The following is a 15,321-nucleotide window of genomic DNA, read 5'->3' as shown; positions in this document are numbered from 1 at the left end:
TCCGACGGAGACCCCCATCGTCCCCAGCAGCGCCGCACGATCCGCCGGGCCGACGAACTCGGTGCCGAGCCCGCCGTCGAGTACGACACGCGAGGTCAATTGGTGCCGGAGTCCCACTTCGATGCCGGTGTGGTTCTGTTGCCCGCGCAGGTCCGATTGGCGGGTGTAGACACTGACAATCAGCGTGTCGCGAAAGCTCGTGGGGTAGCCCAAAGGGTAACTGACGGCAGCGACGGCCCGATAGGCGCCGGGCCGCTCCTGTCCTTGCGGCGATCCCATCACGGTATAGCCCGCATTGAGGTGCACTCGCAGCCGGCCGAACGACCGGGTCAAGATGCCGGTGAGCTGCGTGTCCACACCTTTGGAGTTCACGCCGGTGGGTAGATCCGCCTCGACCCGGACGGCCAACGCCGGCAGCATCAACGTTTCCGTATTGAAGTTGTAGAGGACCCCCAGGTGCAAATCGCCGGACTTGTTCGCCCCCACGATGGAGTGCGGGTCGGTAAACAGATCGCCCTGGATTTCGAGCTGCGTATTGGCGAACGCGCCGTAGATAATTTGCGGCTGAAATGTGACCTGCGTGCGGCCTTCTCGACGGTCGTTGAACCTCACCCCGCCCTCCAGGCCGATCTCCCCTTTCGGAATGGCATAGGCATCCTCCATCCCGATCGGACGGTTGGGATCGAGGTTGTCATGGTCCAGGGCGAACAGCGGTGTAGTCACCAGCGCAAGGGCCGAGCCGAGCAAGCGCGCAAGGAATCGCTTATCTCTCAACTTCAATGGTGATGCTCCTGTCCTTGCACGATCATCGGATTGGTCGCATCCGCACTCGCCAGATAGTAGCTATTCAGCACACGATAAATTTCAGCCCGCTTCGCCTCCCAGGTCGGGAGCCGCTCGCTGGTGAGGATATCGCTGATGTTGTCGTGCAGCATATGGAGATTGTCGAAGATGTTGGCCAATTCGGGATACCGCGCGGCAAACTGCGGACTCAGTTCCGCCGTGAGCGGCATGAACGTCCACTGCACCGGTGGCTGTTCCAGATACCGCCGATAGGTCGCAAGAATGGGCCGGACCGCTTGCGTCTTGGCGGCCAGGTCACGCGCGGCCTGCAACGGGTCGTACACGGCCACCTGCAAGTAGTGGTACGACCAGATCGTCGCGTTGAACAGCGGGAAGCGTGTCCTGAAGGCCTTGGAATAGGGAAACTGGTCCAGCCGATGGTGATCCAATCGCTTCGAGGTGATCGCGTAGGCGCTGTCCTTATAGTAGGCCAACACATTGCGGATCGCCCGATCCTTCTCCGGCTCGTCCGACACCGCAATGTCGTACGTGGCGCGGTGCAGGGCATGGGCTTCGTCGAACGTGTTCTGCGCGCGCCAGGCCAGTTTCATATAGGTCGGCGCAATCGCCTCCTCGTTCGGGTTCAGCCGGGGTTTGGTCGCGATAAACGCGATCGTCTGCTTGCGCGCCCGCTCCTCAATGGCCGGCACGTCCTGACCGCCGGTCAGCAACAGATTCTCGTACAGATTGGAATGGCCGAAGTCCACGCCGTTGAACTCACTGTCGAGTTCGGCCAGATCTTCCCGCAACGAAAAATTCCACAGCGCCCGGTAATAGAAGCGCTTGTCGCGCGGCTCGAACTGGCTGCACCCCGCCAGCGCGAAGGCAACCATGGCCGTGGCCACGATCGCCAGCATGCACATATATTTCCCGATCGTCATGCTGAATCGCTCCTCAATCAAACTGATCAAAACCCTGGCCCGGACTATTCATGAATACCTGCTGCGTCGTTCGATTCTCTCGCCCGGCGGGGTTGTTCTCGTTCGGCCTCCTCGACGGACTGCAAGTACGCCTGCGTCGGCCTGGCTTGCGAGAAGCCCCGGCGGGCTTCGGTCTCGAACGCCTCGCGACGACATTCATGAATAATCCGGGCTAGCGCCGGTTCGTTGCGAAATCGTCAAGCCGCGTCGCGAGACGGGCGCGCGGAGTCGTGAGGGACTGCGGCGTACTGTGAAGTACGTCGAAGGACTGAACGACGAGCCCGCCCGCCTGGCTGCCCCTCATCAGCAGCCAGGCATGTCGCAGCAGCGGATCGACGGTTGCAGCCGAACCGCCTCAGTGGCAGTGCTGCCCATGCACCAGCGCATGCCCCTTACCCCGCGCGATCAACCAGCGGTTGACGGGAAATGCCGCCACTCCGGCCAGAAGAAGGGACAAGACCAGACTGCCCCAGAACAGCGGATCAGGCAACCCGGCGTCCATCGCACCGGGAACCATCACCATGATCGCATTGTCCACCAGTTCCATAGTCGTCATTGAGAGGGTATCGGACGCAAAGGCCAACCCCAGCGCCGTTCCCCAGGCCATACCCGCCCGCCGCAACGGGTACAAGGTCATGGCATACCCGAAGAGAAAGGCCAGCGCAACAGCGAGGCCGACCGTCGGCCAATTACTCCAGCCCAACGCCGTGCCGATCGCCATCCCGAGCACTTCGCCGATGGTGCAGCCGCTCAAGCAGTGCAGGGTCGCCATCAGCGCTGTTCGATCGAGCGAGGATGCCTGGTGGTTCGCTTCCTGATGCTCGTGAGGCTGATGACGGCCACGGTGATCGCCGTGAGCCTGCACACAGTCATGCCCGTTCGTATGGTGATCGTGACCTCGTGGCTCTGCGTGACGCGGCACGGTGATAGTCGCTGAATGGTGGTGAGCCATGTGTGTCCTCCCTGTGAGTGGTGAAATCATCCGTTCACCCCTACAGACGGAACAAGGCGGGAATTATTACAGGGCGCCGACCGTTCTTTTCACATCTACCGGTAGGCGGAGGAACTACTCGCACGTGCAGTTGAAACAGCCTTGTCTGGTGCAAAGCCCGCAAGTCTGTTCGAGGCTGGCCCGCAGGGCCTGGCGCGCACGATGGAGACGCACGGTGAGGTTATTCGGCGTGACTTGAAGCGCCTGCACCACGACCGCAGGTGACTCGCCTTCGAGATCGATGCGCTGGAGTTGTGCGGCATAGGCCGGCCTGCCGTTCGTGTCTCAGGAAAACTATCGCCAGACCTGTTCTATCAAATTCATGGCGGACGTTCCCACTCCCCCGGCAATTCTCGCCCGAACGCGCCTCCTGTCTTTCCCCTCACTCCAAGTCATTATACGTGCATTTCTGATTCACTCTGCCGTTCCTGCTGTCCCGTTCTGCGACAGCGGCTGAAAAAGTCTTGATCTCGACCTTGGAGACATGCTTGACTGACTTGTGTTCGGCATCTTCTTGTTTGATGGAGGGTTTGCATGCCGCGTGGAATTCTTCGTGCTCTCTGTGGTCTCGTCCTACTCTTCGTCCCGCTCTTCGCCCAAGCCGCCGATACTCCAGATACAACCCTGAGTCCATTAAAGTTCCTCGTCGGAGAATGGAAGGGGGCCGACGCGGAAGGGAAAGCCCACAAGATCGCCTTTGCGCTCAGTTCGGGAGGCACCAGTCTGACCGAAACGCTCACCCCGCCCGACAGCCCCCCGATGACGACCATGTACTACAGCGACGGCGACCAACTGATGTTGACGCACTATTGCTCCCTCAATAACCAGCCGCGCATGCGCGCCTCCGCGATCAAAGAGGGAGATAAGACGATCACCTTTGCCTTTGTGGATGCCACCAACCTCAAAAACCCGACCGATGTTCACATGCGCCAGCTGACCATCGACGTCAAAGACCACGATCACTTCACCCAGACCTGGACCTTGAGCAAGGCGGGAAAAGACGTGCCGAAGGTGTTTACCTTCGAACGCGTGAAATAATCTTCCTCTCTACTTTGTCCAACAAGGAGTCGCTCCGATGCCGTCACAAACACCAGAGGCTGTGATCGAAGCCCAGCGTCAGGACTGGAATCGCGTTGCCGCCGGTTGGGACAAATGGGATCAGTTCTTCAACCGCAACATGGCCTTCATCAACCACCGGCTGGTGGCCGATGCGCGGGTGCGGCCCGGGCTGCGGGTGTTGGATCTTGGATCGGGCACCGGCTATCCGGCGCTGCTGGCCGGTGAAGTGGTGGGATCGGATGGTACCGTGGTCGGGATCGATCTCGCTGAATCCATGCTGGCGGTCGCCACGCGCAAAGCCAAGACGCTCGGCCTGGAGCACGTGACGTTTCGTACCGGGGATGTCACTTCACTGCCGTTCGAGACCGGCTCGATCGATGCCGTGATCAGCCGGTTCTGCTTGATGTTCCTGCCTGAAATTCCGAAGGCTGCCGCAGAAATCGCCCGGGTGTTGAAACCGGGAGGCTATGTCGCGGCCGCCGTCTGGTCGGCGCCGGACAAGAATCCGTTCATTCGTATCCCAATGGACGTGATCAAGACCATCACGCCCCTGCCGCCGCCCGACCCTGAGGCGCCCGGCATCTTCCGGCTTGCAAAGCCGGGCGACCTGGCCGGCATGTTCGAACGGGCGGGCCTCAAGCCGCTCGACGATGAAGAATTCACGGCGGAGGTGACCTATGCCACAGCGGAGGAATTCTTTCGCGGCCTGATGGATATCGCCGCACCGATTCAAAACCTGTTTGCCAAATTGACGCAGGAGCAACAGGCCGAAGCCGAGCGGGGCATCGTCAAGGCCGTGAACGAGTATCGGGGGCCACAGGGAGTCTCGTTGCCGATTGCGGTGAGGATCGTGAGCGCGCGCAAGCCGCAGTAGCCGTCGCACGGCAGCACTCGCACAATACCGTGCCCGCCGGCCCTGACGAGCCGGCGGGCGGGAAACGAACCTGGGCTAGTCCGTTGCCTTTTCCTTCAACTCTTTCATCTTCCCTTTGGCCCGCTCTCCCGCGCCTTTCAATTTGCCCTTCGCCCGTTCCATCTCCGCTTTCGTGTCGTTCCCCTTCAACTCTTCCTTCATCGCCTTGGTTTCACCCTTCATTTCTTCGAGATCGCCCTTCAGCTCCCCCTTGCCCTTTTCGATCTTGGCCTTGGTTTCCCCCGCCCCTGCGGAAAGCGACAACCCCGTTAACAGACAGAACCCCGCGACAGCCGCAATGATGAATGTACGCATACCCGTCCTCCACAGATGGTGAATTGCTCTCTTTGTGTTGTACGTCCGCTACGGGGACGACGGCACTAGCGAAACCCCTAGCCGTACATCGAGCATCTCCCCAATTCTTGCGACTCGCGTTTCCACTTAGCTTCAGCCTCCGCGTTCCGGCCTCACATTATAGTGCTTGACGTCACTGCCGATTGCGCTTAGCGTGAAGAGGTGCCCAATGAAGCTCCGCTGACTGTCCCATCCTCGCGCTTCCCGTTCCTTCGTACGCGTGACTGATTCCCCAGTCTCCGCCGCTCCTGTACCAGAGTCTCTCTGAGGTGCCGCCTGTCCGATGTGCCGGTCCGCTCGTGGAGCGCAACCGTCATTCCTCGAGGCCCCGGAGGATTGTTCAACTCACGCCGGTGACTCCATGAAAGGAGTGCCCAATGCTCTACTACGCGCTGATGTTCTTAGTAGTCGGCTTGATTGCCAACGCCCTCAATCTTTTGGGGGTCTCCGCAGTTGCCGTCCAGATGTCTTGGATCTTGTTCTTGATCGGGGTGGTGTTGCTGGTGGTGCACCTGGTGTCGGGACGGACTCCGCGAACCACCTGACAACGGTTCAGGCTGTCTGAACCGTTCACCGTATAAGGACCCGACAGTCACACCCAGCCGAGGTTTCATGGCTGACACCACGAAAGGAGGCGGTATGAACGCAGATCAACTCAAAGGAAAATGGCTCCAGTTCAAAGGGGATCTGAAACAACAATGGGGCAAGTTTACCGAAGACGACTTGCAGCAGATCGCCGGCAATTACGACACCTTTGTCGGAAAAGTGCAGGAACGGTACGGCGAGAAGAAGGCCGAGCTGATGAAGTGGGCTTCCCACTGGCATGAGCAGGCGAAGCCGGACGCCGAGGGAACGAAGGCTCCCTGAATCGACACCATCGGCGAAACAGATTTCGCCGCACACTTTCACTGTTCGCTTAAGGAGACTTGATGACCACACGCAATGTACTGACCCTCTGCGCAGCATTGGTTCTTGGCGGGGCGATGATCACCGGATCGGCGCATGCCATCGGCAAGGCCGACGAGAAGACATCCATCAATGACTCCTGGATTACGGCGAAGACCAAGATCGCGCTGTTTGCCGATTCCCGGGTGAAGGGAAGCGAGATCAACGTGGAGACCGCCCAGGGCGCAGTCATGATCCGCGGCAAGGTCGATTCGGATGCGGCCAAGCAGGCTGCAGAAGGGATTGCCAAAGGGATCGACGGGGTCAAAACCGTGAAGAACGATCTGCAGGTAGTGGCCCCCTCCAAACGTGAGGCGACGGACGACAAGGATGACGCCATCACCGCCCGCGTCCACGAGCACATGGAGAAGGACGCACACCTGAAGAAAGCCGGCATTCATGCTCAGACGAACGCAGGCGTCGTCTCGCTCAGCGGCGAAGTTCAGGACCTGGCGACCAGCGCCGAAGCCTCTTGGTCGGCCTGGCAAGTGCCCGGCGTGAAGGCTGTGAAAAACGATCTCACGGTGAAGGAAAAGGCCTAACCCTTTTCTTCATTACACAGACCCGCTCTTCGTCCGCCGAGATCCGACAGAAGGGTAGCGGCGGACGGCAGAGCCTCTGATGGTTTCAGCCGCTACACAGCCGGCTCAACAAGGAGGTGCACCATAATGGAAACGAATGTCAGTCGAACCACCCCGCAGCGGGCCGGCACAGCCCACACGAGCCCGAGCCATGACAAAGCCGCGCACGCGGGGCAGGCCGTAAAGGGAACCGCTGCGATCGCCCTACGCGCCTACGAACTGTATGAGAAACGAGGGCGGAAAGACGGGCAGGCTCTGGAGGACTGGTTAAACGCCGAACGTCAGCTGGCTGCCGCAGCGGGCCACTAATCGCACCGACATCGAGTCGTCATGATGCCATTTCGACCATACGAGGAGATGAAGCCATGAGCACACTCATACGTTGGGATCCGTTTCGAGTTCAGTGGAATCCTTTGAAAGAACGGGACGAACTGGAACACCGATTGTCGACCCTCCTGGGACATCGGGCATCGACCGGGAATGGGGGCAAGGAAGCCCTGACGGTTGCCGAGTGGTCGCCGTTGGTGGACATCGTGGAAGATGAGAATGAATACCGCATCAAGGCGGAGTTGCCGGCCATGAAAAAAGAAGACGTGCGACTCACCGTGGACAACGGGGTGCTGACGATTTCCGGCGAACGGAAATACGAGCAGGAAGAGAAAAGGGAGAAGCATCACCGGATCGAACGCGCCTACGGGAGTTTCGTCCGCAGCTTCTCACTCCCGGAGGATGCGGACGGGAGCAAGGTCACAGCCGACTACAAAGACGGGGTGCTCCACATGCATCTCCCGAAATCCGAGAAAGCAAAACCGAAATCGATCGAGATCAAGGTGTCCTAGCCTCCTGCCGCTGAGACCCCTGAATCGCTTGCGCCTCGTGGGATGTGCTCAAATCATGCAATAGCGCATCCACGGGGCGACCGGGTTCACGCGCGACGAGGACTGTTGCAGCACAGAGACCGCACATCCTGGTTTCAGCCTCCACCTTCCACACGTTCATCAACTCGCACGGCTCCGTATACTATAAAGCCTCCCCCTCACACTTGTGCCTCGAATGACGACCACCCCCTGGACACACAACGGAACCCCTCGCCACCCGGCAGTTGAAATAATTGAGTCATCGGTGCAGAGTGCGCCGAATCGATACGGCCGACATGAGCGGCGGTCCACCCAATCAGTCTCGACGCATGCGCCACGACAGCTTCAAAGACTTCGTCCTGGATCAACTCGGTGAGATGCCTGAACTCACAGGGAAAGCCATGTTCGGCGGGTATGGCCTCTACCAGCGGGCCACCTTCTTCGGCATCATCCACAAGGGACGCCTCTACTTCAAAACTAACGACGTGACGCAAGCGCTCTATCGCGCGCGCGGCATGCATCCCTTCCGTCCGGGCGCCAAACAAACGCTCCGACAGTATTACGAAGTGCCGGTGGATATTCTGGAGGACCCGCAGGCGCTGGCCGCCTGGGCTCGCAGCGCCGTGACATTACCCACCGCGCAGTTGCCCCTTCCCTTCACCACCGCCCCGCCGCAGGGCTATGACCTTCCCGCTCAGATGTAGGGACGCGGCAACCGGCTCCGCTCGCCGTCTCTTGATTGCCTTCATCGCGCCGTTTCTTCAGACTGCCGCACATGTGGTACCGAATCGGCGCGGATCTCGTGCTGCTGCTACACCTGGCCTTTGTGCTCTTCGTCGTGACGGGTGGGCTGTTGCTATTGAAATGGCCTCGCCTTGCCTGGCTGCATCTACCGGCAGCGATCTGGGGGGCGATTGTCGAGTACACCGGTTGGATCTGCCCGCTCACCCCGATTGAACACACTCTGCGGGCCATGGCCGGAGAGTCAGCCTATGGCTCCGACTTCATTGGCCATTACCTCCTGCCCCTGATGTATCCGGCAGGGCTGACACGCCCCGTGCAGATGCTGCTGGGAACCGCGGTGGTGCTGGTGAATGTGACAATCTATTGGCTGGTCTTCGGAAAACCGCCAAGGCGACGGCAATAGAAGTGAATGGATTACCCGGCTGGTTCGTTCTGTGTCGAGGTCATTACCAGGGCCAGGCAGCCCTCTTCGCTTGATGTGATGGGATGGATGCTCCCGGCCTCGGCGCGATGGTAGTCCCCCGCCTGGAGGAATTCCCCGGCACAGATGCAGTTCCCTTCCAACACGTAGAACTCTTCGACCTGCCGGTGACGGTGCGCCACCAGTGTTCCACCCGGAGCCAACCGCAGCAGCATCGTGGCCCGTGCTCCGGCCGAATCGTTGAACAGCAGTTTCATAGACACACCAGAACCCAGGTCTCGCCACGCCCCCTGCCCCGATCGAACAAACGTGAACGTTCCTCCGCCGGGTCGCTCCTGCGGTTCCTGCGCGATGCGCGCCATGAGCTTGGCCTTGAGTGACGCCGGAGGCGCGATGGCGGGACCGCTGAATGCCAACTCTTGCACCACCTCCTGAAACGCTGCGACCTGCTGCCAGACTTCCGGAGGAGCCGTCTCAAGGGCCTGCTTGAATTGCCGCTGCTCGTCATCACCCAGAGCTTCCAAGGCGTAGAGTGCCGCATGCTCCGACATGTCTTCCTTGTGGCGTGGATCGGTCATGACCGCACCCCTTCCCCGTGCGGAGCCAGGACCTCGCGCAGTCTGATCATGCCCAGCCTCATCCGCGTCTTCACCGTCCCCAACGGCAGCTGCAACCGGTCGGCGATTTCACTCTGACTCAAACCCCAGTAGTACGCCAAGGCAATCGCCTGACGCTGCTCGGCGGAGAGACTCGCCATGGCTTCCTGCACCAGCCGCTGCCGTTCGAGCCCCGCACTGTATTGCTCGGGCGTGGCCCCGTCACCCGGCACCTCCGCCGCGTGATCGAGCGGGACTTGCCGCCCCCGCTCCAGATAACTGCTCCGGAACCGGTCGATGGCCCGGGTCTTCGCGAGCGTCATCAGCCAGCTCCCCGGCGTGCCTCTCTCCGCGTCGTAGCTGGAGGCGCGGCGCCACACCTGCGTATACACATCCATGGTGACTTCTTCAGCAACCGTACGATCCGCGAGGATCTTCATCACCAACCCGAACACCTTGGCACTGCTCGCATCATAGAACTCCGCAAGCGCAGGCTGGTCTCCGGCGGCAATGCGCGCGAGAAGTCCCGCCCATTCCTGCTCATACATCAAAGGTGTCTGTGCCACAGCCTGTGAATGAATCATGAGCATCCTCGTCAAGTACTACGAGTCTGCCCGGTGAATTAGATTCCCTCTGCCTGCGCCGATCCGCCGAAACTGTAGCATCGGAACGATCGGGGCACAACGCAGTTTTTTTCGTTCCCCGGAAATCCAGCTGCCATCCCACCTCGTAGTTCGAGACAGAGAGCCGGTCGATGTCGAGACACACCCGGCCCAACCGTCAGACCCATAACCAGGAGGTACTCTCATGTCGCAACGAATGGCATCCCTTTCTTTGATCCTTGGCCTCGCGCTGACCGTCGCGGCCTGCAATACGGTCGGTTCAGGACCGGCCGGTACCACAGCAGGCGAAAAATCTCTCTACGACCGGCTGGGTGGCAAAACGGCCATTACCGCAGTGGTGGACGACTTCGTCGGGCGCGTGGCCGCCGACACCCGCATCAACGGGAAGTTCGCCAACGCCAATATCCCGCGCCTGAAATCGATGCTGGTCGATCAAATCTGTCAGGCGTCGGGCGGACCTTGCACCTATACCGGGCGGGATATGAAGAGCACCCATGCCGGCATGGGGGTCAGCAGCGGCGACTTCGACGCGCTGGTCGGAGACCTCGTCGCCACGTTGAACAAATTCAAAGTGCCTGAACGGGAAAAGAACGAGCTGCTGGGCGCATTGGGTCCGATGAAGGGCGACATTGTCGAGAAGCCGATGGCCTCGATGCAGTAGTTCCCGAACGTGTACGACACTCGTGACCTGCGGGGGCAGCCGAACCGNNCCCGCCTCTGGTTGTTGACCTGCCGCCTCTTCTCTTGATAGATCATTCGACGGCATTTCCTATCCCACTCCGAGGACCTTATGGCCATCGACGATATCACCCAGAAAGTCAGCGACCGCTATGCGCGGGCGGCTGCAACCGGCGAACAGATGTGTTGCCCGACCGGGTATGACTTTGCCGACCTCAAATCGTTTGTTCCGGAAGAAGTCCTGACCATCTCCTACGGCTGCGGCACTCCGGCCGGGCTGAACACCGTTCAATCGGGTGAAACGGTGCTGGATATCGGCTCCGGCGGCGGGATCGATTGTTTTGAGGCGGCGCGCCGGGTGGGACCCACCGGACGAGTCATCGGCATCGACATGACGGACACGATGCTGGAGATTGCCCGCCGCAACGCGCCCATCGTGGCCGGAAACCTGGGCTATGCGACATCGAATATCGAGTTCCGCAAGGGGATGGCCGATGTCATGCCGGTGGAGGACGCCAGCGTCGATCTGATCATTTCCAACTGTGTGATCAATCTGGCGCCGGACAAGCGGAAGGTCTTCCGCGAGATGTACCGCGTGATCAAGCCGGGCGGCCGGTTTACGATTTCGGACATCGTATCGGACCAGGTCGTACCGCAATACCTGGTACATGATGCAGCCAAGTGGGGCGATTGCTTGTCCGGCGCCTTGCAGGTGCAGGACTACATCGGCGGAATGGTCGATGCGGGATTTCGCGCCGTCCACCAGATCAAGTCCACGCCCTGGCAGTCGATCGACGGCATCCATTTCCTCTCGGTGACGCTCACCGGATACAAGTTTCCAGCCATCGTCGGCGAAAAGGCCTCGTCCTATGCCACGCTCCGGGGCCCCTTCTCGAGCGTGACGGATGAATTGGGCCAACGGTACGAACGCGGCGTACCTCAACGCATCGATGGCCCCAGCACGCAACTGTTGCAGAGCGAACCGCTTCGTTCGCTGTTTCTTCTCGGCCCCACGCCTGTCACACTCGCCGCCACCGACCCGCGCTGGTGCGCGATCCATCCGGAACAAAAACCCTGCGTCTGGCAAGGCGCCTATGCGATTCTCACCGGACCGATCATCAGTGCGGAGGACGACGATCATCACCAGTACTACCGCGGCGTGCCGTTGGAAATTTGTTCCAAGACCCTCCAGGTTCTGACTCAGGAGGCCTATCGCCCTCACTTCACGATCTACCAACGAGCCTCGGCAGCGGTGGACGGCACGGAAGTCGCCTGTAGCCCGACCGGCGGTTGTTGCTGAACCCCTGACGATGAGGAAGGGATCGATCCGATGGGTCTAAGCCTGCTCGCTCGACGAGATCCGCTCGCAGCCGCGTCGGAGCAGCTGCGACTCCTGGCCCAGACGACGGCCTGTCAGCCGTTCGAGACGGCCCTCAATGCGGTAGAGCTCTATCCGCTTCACGCGACCGGCATCACGACGCTCCAACTTAACCTCGGGAAGCTGTGTAACCAAACCTGTCGCCACTGTCACGTAGACGCCGGACCGGACCGGACGGAGGTCATGTCGAAAGAGACCCTCGACCTCTGTCTCCAGGCCCTAGCTCGCACGGATATTCCCACCGTGGATATCACCGGCGGCGCACCCGAACTGAATCCGCACTTTCGCTGGGTCGTCGAACAGGCCCGATTATTGGGCCGTCAGGTGCTGGATCGCTGCAATCTTTCCGTGCTGCTCATCCCTTCGCAAGCCGACCTGGGGGAGTTTCTGGCGCAGCACCGCGTGGAGGTCATTGCATCGCTGCCGTCCTATCAGGCCACACAGACGGATGCACAACGCGGCGAGGGTATTTTCGACAAATCGATGGAGGCCCTTCGGTTATTGAACCGACTGGGCTACGGCAAAGAGGGCAGCGGACTGACGCTCAACCTGGTGTATAACCCGGTGGGCGCCTTTCTTCCGCCGAAGCAGGAAGGGATCGAGGCGAAGTTCCGGAAAGAGCTGGCCTCCCGTCACGGCGTCAGCTTCACGCGCCTGTACACCATCACCAATATGCCCATCAGCCGATTTCTGGAGTTCCTGATCGAAAGCGGCAACTACGAAGGCTACATGGAACGGCTTGCCGCGGCCTTCAACCCGGCGGCGGCAGCGGGCGTCATGTGCCGCTACACCCTGTCGGTCGGATGGGACGGGACCCTCTACGATTGCGACTTCAATCAGATGCTGGAATTGCCGGTCTCGCAGGGAACCCCACAACACATTCGAGACTTCGATCCCGCACGCCTGCACCATCGGCAGATCGTGACGAGGAACCACTGCTACGGGTGCACAGCCGGATCCGGTTCCTCCTGCGGCGGCGCCGTCACCTAGCAAGGACCTGAGACGAGTGACTTTGCCTCCTGAGCCAGGAAACCCTTGATCTGTCCAAGAATCTCGTCGCGAACTCGTCGAAACAGCTGTCGATGGGCTTCGTCAGAGTCGGTAACTGCCGCCGGATCGTCAAAACTCCAATGCAACAGATGGGTGGGCCCCGGCCAGGTCGGGCAGGACTCTTTGGCCCGGTCGCAGACCGTAATGACGTAATCGAACGGCTGCGTCAGAAATTCAGAGACATGTTTTGACCGATGTCCCGCAATGTCGATTCCCACCTCGGCCATCGCTTCGACCGAGCCAGAGTTCAAGCCAACCGGGTGAGTGCCCGCGCTGAACACCTCAAACCGATCGCCCGCCAGATGCCGCAACCACCCCTCCGCCATCTGACTGCGCGCGGAGTTGCCGGTACAGAGAAATAGCACTCGTGCTTTCATGTGCCGACCTCCTGATTGAACCAATGCCTGGTCTTGTTGCACAGGCTGCAGACGGACAACATGACCGGCACTTCCACCAACACCCCGACCACCGTCGCCAACGCGGCACCGGACTCCGGTCCGAACAGGGCGATGGCGGTCGCCACAGCCAATTCGAAAAAATTGCTGGCACCGATGAGCGCTCCCGGCGCGGCGATCGCGTAGGGAACCCGCCAGCGATGCATCAGGCCATAGGCGAGCGCCGAATTCATGTAGACCTGCAGGAGAATCGGCACTGCAATCAGGACGACATGTACGGTTTTCCCCAGGATGTTTTGCGACTGAAACGCGAAGATACACACCAACGTGAGGAGCAGCGCCGCGATCGTCACCGGCGCGAATCGGGGCAGAAACTGTTCTTCCATCCAACGCAGCCCGTACCGACGAACCAGCCACAGTCGAAGCCCGGCGCCGACGATCAACGGAATGACGATAAAGATCGCCACCGAATAGAGCAGCACGTCGAACGGCACGGCCAATGATGACGCGCCGCTCACCAGCAACCCGACAATCGGAACAAACAGCACGAGCATGATCAGGTCGTTCACGGCCACCTGAACGAGCGTGTACGCGGGGTCTCCGTCCGTCAGGTAACTCCACACAAACACCATTGCCGTGCAGGGCGCCGCAGCCAGGATAATGGTGCCCGCGATGTATTGGTCGGCCTCGGCGGGTGAGATCCAGGCTGAGAAGACGTACCGGAAAAACACCCAGGCAAAGAACGCCATGGAGAAGGGCTTCACCACCCAATTCACAAACAGGGTAATCAGCAGGCCGACCGGCCGCTTGCCCACGTCACGAACCGAGGCAAACTCAACCTTCATCATCATCGGCACAATCATCAGCCAGATCAGCACGGCAATCGGCAGATTGATGTGGCTGCCCTGTCCGATCTCAGCCCCTCGCAGGCTCGACACCAAACCGGGCACCGCCTGCCCGATCAGCACACCGGCCACCATGCAGAGCGCCACCCAGAGCGTGAGATACCGCTCAAAGAACGACAGCCGCTTCGTAGCCACCTGCGGCTCATCGACCGATAATGCGAGTTCCATCGCTCCTGCTCCCTCGTGCTCGCGCTGCCCGGCGGAGTTAGACCGTCACGGCCGGTTTCTTGGCCCGAATGAATGCGCTCATGAACTTGCCCTCGACTTGGGCCACGAGCAGATCACTGGAGAGGTCTGTGCCGACCAGCAATTCCTTCACGTCATCGGCCTGATAGATGCGCGTCGGCTCGATTCCGATCTCGACGAACCCCGCCTGGGCCAGCATGTCCCGATACTCCGTCTCTTCCAACGCGCCCGCGACACAACCAGCCCACAATTCGAGATTCCGTCGGATCTCTGAGGGAATCGCCCCTCGCACTACAATGTCGGACAACGCCAGCCGGCCTCCCGGACGCAGGACGCGAAAGGCTTCCGCCAGCACGCGCTCCTTTTCGCCGGACAAATTCACGACGCAATTGCTGATGATCACATCCACGGAACGATCAGGCAGCGGGATGTGCTCGATTTCGCCCTTCAGAAACTCGACGTTCTCCACGCCGGCTGCGCGCTGATTTTCTCTGGCCAACGCCAACATCTGCTCCGTCATATCCAACCCATAGGCTTTCCCCGCCGGACCGACTCGCTTGGCAGAGAGCAACACATCGATGCCGCCGCCGGATCCCAGATCCAACACCGTCTCACCGGCATGAAGTTCTGCCAGAGCCGTTGGATTCCCGCAGCCCAGCGAGGCCGCCACGGCATCCGCCGGCAACCCCTGACGCTCCTGATCTGAATACAGGTTGGACGTGATCGGATCGACATTCATCAGCGCGGGGGAGGCCCCGCAGCAGGAACTGCCTCCGCTCTTGGCTCTAGCGGCCGCTTCACCGTATTTCTCCTTGACCAGCTCTCGAATCGCTTGTGCGTCCATTTCGTCGCCTCCTCTTTTATGCATCAAGATTCATTGAT

21 protein-coding genes (1 of these 21 only partly in view) are annotated in these 15,321 nt (G+C 60.4%); 12 read left to right on the top strand and 9 right to left on the bottom strand.

Features of this window, described 5'->3' with window-relative positions; genetic code table 11:
* From NSND_RS16765 to NSND_RS16755, 3 genes are all read right to left on the bottom strand, one after another.
* A protein-coding gene (locus NSND_RS16765) for a transporter (RefSeq protein ID WP_080880079.1) crosses the window boundary here: on the bottom strand, nt 1-780 show its 5' portion. The gene continues 255 nt to the left of window position 1, outside the view; 780 of the gene's 1,035 nt are visible here — the first part of the coding sequence; the start codon lies at nt 778-780; the stop codon falls past the left edge of the window.
* Nucleotides 777-1,724 carry a hypothetical protein gene (locus tag NSND_RS16760; protein ID WP_080880078.1) on the bottom strand — a complete coding sequence of 316 codons (948 nt, stop codon included), beginning with the start codon at nt 1,722-1,724 and terminating at the stop codon, nt 777-779. The genes NSND_RS16765 and NSND_RS16760 overlap by 4 nt, the downstream gene beginning before the upstream one ends.
* A gap of 394 nt (nt 1,725-2,118) precedes the next feature.
* On the bottom strand, nt 2,119-2,715 hold the full coding sequence (locus NSND_RS16755; protein WP_080880077.1) for a DUF4396 domain-containing protein: 597 nt from the start codon (nt 2,713-2,715) through the stop codon (nt 2,119-2,121).
* A gap of 573 nt (nt 2,716-3,288) precedes the next feature.
* Here NSND_RS16755 and NSND_RS16750 point away from each other — a divergent pair.
* Nucleotides 3,289-3,792, top strand: a complete 504-nt coding sequence (locus NSND_RS16750; RefSeq protein WP_080880076.1) for a hypothetical protein — start codon at nt 3,289-3,291, stop codon at nt 3,790-3,792.
* 37 nt (nt 3,793-3,829) lie between these two features.
* The gene (locus NSND_RS16745) at nt 3,830-4,687 is read left to right on the top strand and encodes a class I SAM-dependent methyltransferase (RefSeq protein WP_080880075.1); all 858 of its coding nucleotides are present in this window, start codon (nt 3,830-3,832) and stop codon (nt 4,685-4,687) included.
* A gap of 75 nt (nt 4,688-4,762) precedes the next feature.
* Here NSND_RS16745 and NSND_RS16740 read toward each other — a convergent pair whose 3' ends face one another.
* Complete coding sequence (locus NSND_RS16740; RefSeq protein ID WP_080880074.1) at nt 4,763-5,041, bottom strand: hypothetical protein; 279 nt, start codon at nt 5,039-5,041, stop codon at nt 4,763-4,765.
* 416 nt (nt 5,042-5,457) lie between these two features.
* On the opposite strand from NSND_RS16740, the gene NSND_RS16735 reads away from it, so the two are divergent.
* The 7 genes from NSND_RS16735 to NSND_RS16705 all read left to right on the top strand — a co-directional run bounded on the left by NSND_RS16735 (nt 5,458) and on the right by NSND_RS16705 (nt 8,610).
* Nucleotides 5,458-5,625 (top strand): DUF1328 family protein, encoded by a 168-nt coding sequence (locus tag NSND_RS16735; protein WP_080880073.1) that lies wholly within the window; start codon nt 5,458-5,460, stop codon nt 5,623-5,625.
* A 94-nt stretch (nt 5,626-5,719) separates the two neighbouring features.
* Nucleotides 5,720-5,947, top strand: coding sequence for a CsbD family protein (locus NSND_RS16730; RefSeq protein ID WP_080880072.1), 228 nt, complete (start codon nt 5,720-5,722; stop codon nt 5,945-5,947).
* 62 nt (nt 5,948-6,009) lie between these two features.
* Nucleotides 6,010-6,567 (top strand): BON domain-containing protein, encoded by a 558-nt coding sequence (locus tag NSND_RS16725; protein WP_080880071.1) that lies wholly within the window; start codon nt 6,010-6,012, stop codon nt 6,565-6,567.
* A 126-nt stretch (nt 6,568-6,693) separates the two neighbouring features.
* Nucleotides 6,694-6,915 carry a DUF2934 domain-containing protein gene (locus tag NSND_RS16720; RefSeq protein ID WP_080880070.1) on the top strand — a complete coding sequence of 74 codons (222 nt, stop codon included), beginning with the start codon at nt 6,694-6,696 and terminating at the stop codon, nt 6,913-6,915.
* 56 nt (nt 6,916-6,971) lie between these two features.
* On the top strand, nt 6,972-7,445 hold the full coding sequence (locus tag NSND_RS16715) for an Hsp20/alpha crystallin family protein (RefSeq protein WP_080880069.1): 474 nt from the start codon (nt 6,972-6,974) through the stop codon (nt 7,443-7,445).
* Between the two features lie 314 nt (nt 7,446-7,759).
* Nucleotides 7,760-8,167 (top strand): TfoX/Sxy family protein, encoded by a 408-nt coding sequence (locus NSND_RS16710; RefSeq protein ID WP_143833599.1) that lies wholly within the window; start codon nt 7,760-7,762, stop codon nt 8,165-8,167.
* A 71-nt stretch (nt 8,168-8,238) separates the two neighbouring features.
* Complete coding sequence (locus NSND_RS16705; RefSeq protein WP_080880067.1) at nt 8,239-8,610, top strand: DUF2784 domain-containing protein; 372 nt, start codon at nt 8,239-8,241, stop codon at nt 8,608-8,610.
* A gap of 11 nt (nt 8,611-8,621) precedes the next feature.
* Here the strand turns inward: NSND_RS16705 and NSND_RS16700 are convergent, their stop codons facing one another.
* Both NSND_RS16700 and NSND_RS16695 read right to left on the bottom strand, forming a co-directional pair.
* Nucleotides 8,622-9,206 (bottom strand): cupin domain-containing protein, encoded by a 585-nt coding sequence (locus tag NSND_RS16700; protein ID WP_080880066.1) that lies wholly within the window; start codon nt 9,204-9,206, stop codon nt 8,622-8,624.
* A complete protein-coding gene (locus NSND_RS16695) occupies nt 9,203-9,808 on the bottom strand; it encodes a sigma-70 family RNA polymerase sigma factor (protein WP_159450845.1) in 606 nt (201 codons plus the stop codon). Before NSND_RS16695 ends, NSND_RS16700 begins: the two co-directional genes overlap by 4 nt.
* Nucleotides 9,809-10,031: 223 nt before the next feature.
* Here NSND_RS16695 and NSND_RS16690 point away from each other — a divergent pair, with 223 nt between their 5' ends.
* From NSND_RS16690 to arsS, 3 genes are all read left to right on the top strand, one after another.
* Nucleotides 10,032-10,508 carry a group I truncated hemoglobin gene (locus NSND_RS16690; protein WP_080880064.1) on the top strand — a complete coding sequence of 159 codons (477 nt, stop codon included), beginning with the start codon at nt 10,032-10,034 and terminating at the stop codon, nt 10,506-10,508.
* A gap of 129 nt (nt 10,509-10,637) precedes the next feature.
* Nucleotides 10,638-11,825, top strand: coding sequence for a methyltransferase domain-containing protein (locus NSND_RS16685; protein WP_080880063.1), 1,188 nt, complete (start codon nt 10,638-10,640; stop codon nt 11,823-11,825).
* Between the two features lie 30 nt (nt 11,826-11,855).
* Nucleotides 11,856-12,893 (top strand): arsenosugar biosynthesis radical SAM (seleno)protein ArsS, encoded by a 1,038-nt coding sequence (gene arsS / locus NSND_RS16680; RefSeq protein WP_080880062.1) that lies wholly within the window; start codon nt 11,856-11,858, stop codon nt 12,891-12,893.
* Here the strand turns inward: arsS and NSND_RS16675 are convergent.
* The 3 genes from NSND_RS16675 to NSND_RS16665 are packed head-to-tail and all read right to left on the bottom strand — an operon-like array spanning nt 12,890 to nt 15,283.
* Entirely contained in the window at nt 12,890-13,330 is a 441-nt protein-coding gene (locus NSND_RS16675) for an arsenate reductase ArsC (protein ID WP_080880061.1), read from the bottom strand. The two genes, arsS and NSND_RS16675, sit on opposite strands and share 4 nt — an antisense overlap.
* Nucleotides 13,327-14,421, bottom strand: a complete 1,095-nt coding sequence (gene arsB / locus NSND_RS16670) for an ACR3 family arsenite efflux transporter (protein WP_080880060.1) — start codon at nt 14,419-14,421, stop codon at nt 13,327-13,329. The genes NSND_RS16675 and arsB overlap by 4 nt, the downstream gene beginning before the upstream one ends.
* A 37-nt stretch (nt 14,422-14,458) precedes the next feature.
* Nucleotides 14,459-15,283, bottom strand: a complete 825-nt coding sequence (locus NSND_RS16665; RefSeq protein WP_080880059.1) for an arsenite methyltransferase — start codon at nt 15,281-15,283, stop codon at nt 14,459-14,461.
* Nucleotides 15,284-15,321: the final 38 nt, after the last annotated feature.

The sequence above is a fragment of the Nitrospira sp. ND1 genome, from assembly GCF_900170025.1.
GTDB lineage: Bacteria > Nitrospirota > Nitrospiria > Nitrospirales > Nitrospiraceae > Nitrospira_A.
The sequence above is the reverse complement of the archived record's forward strand: the minus strand, read 5'-3'. Positions and strand labels throughout refer to the sequence as shown.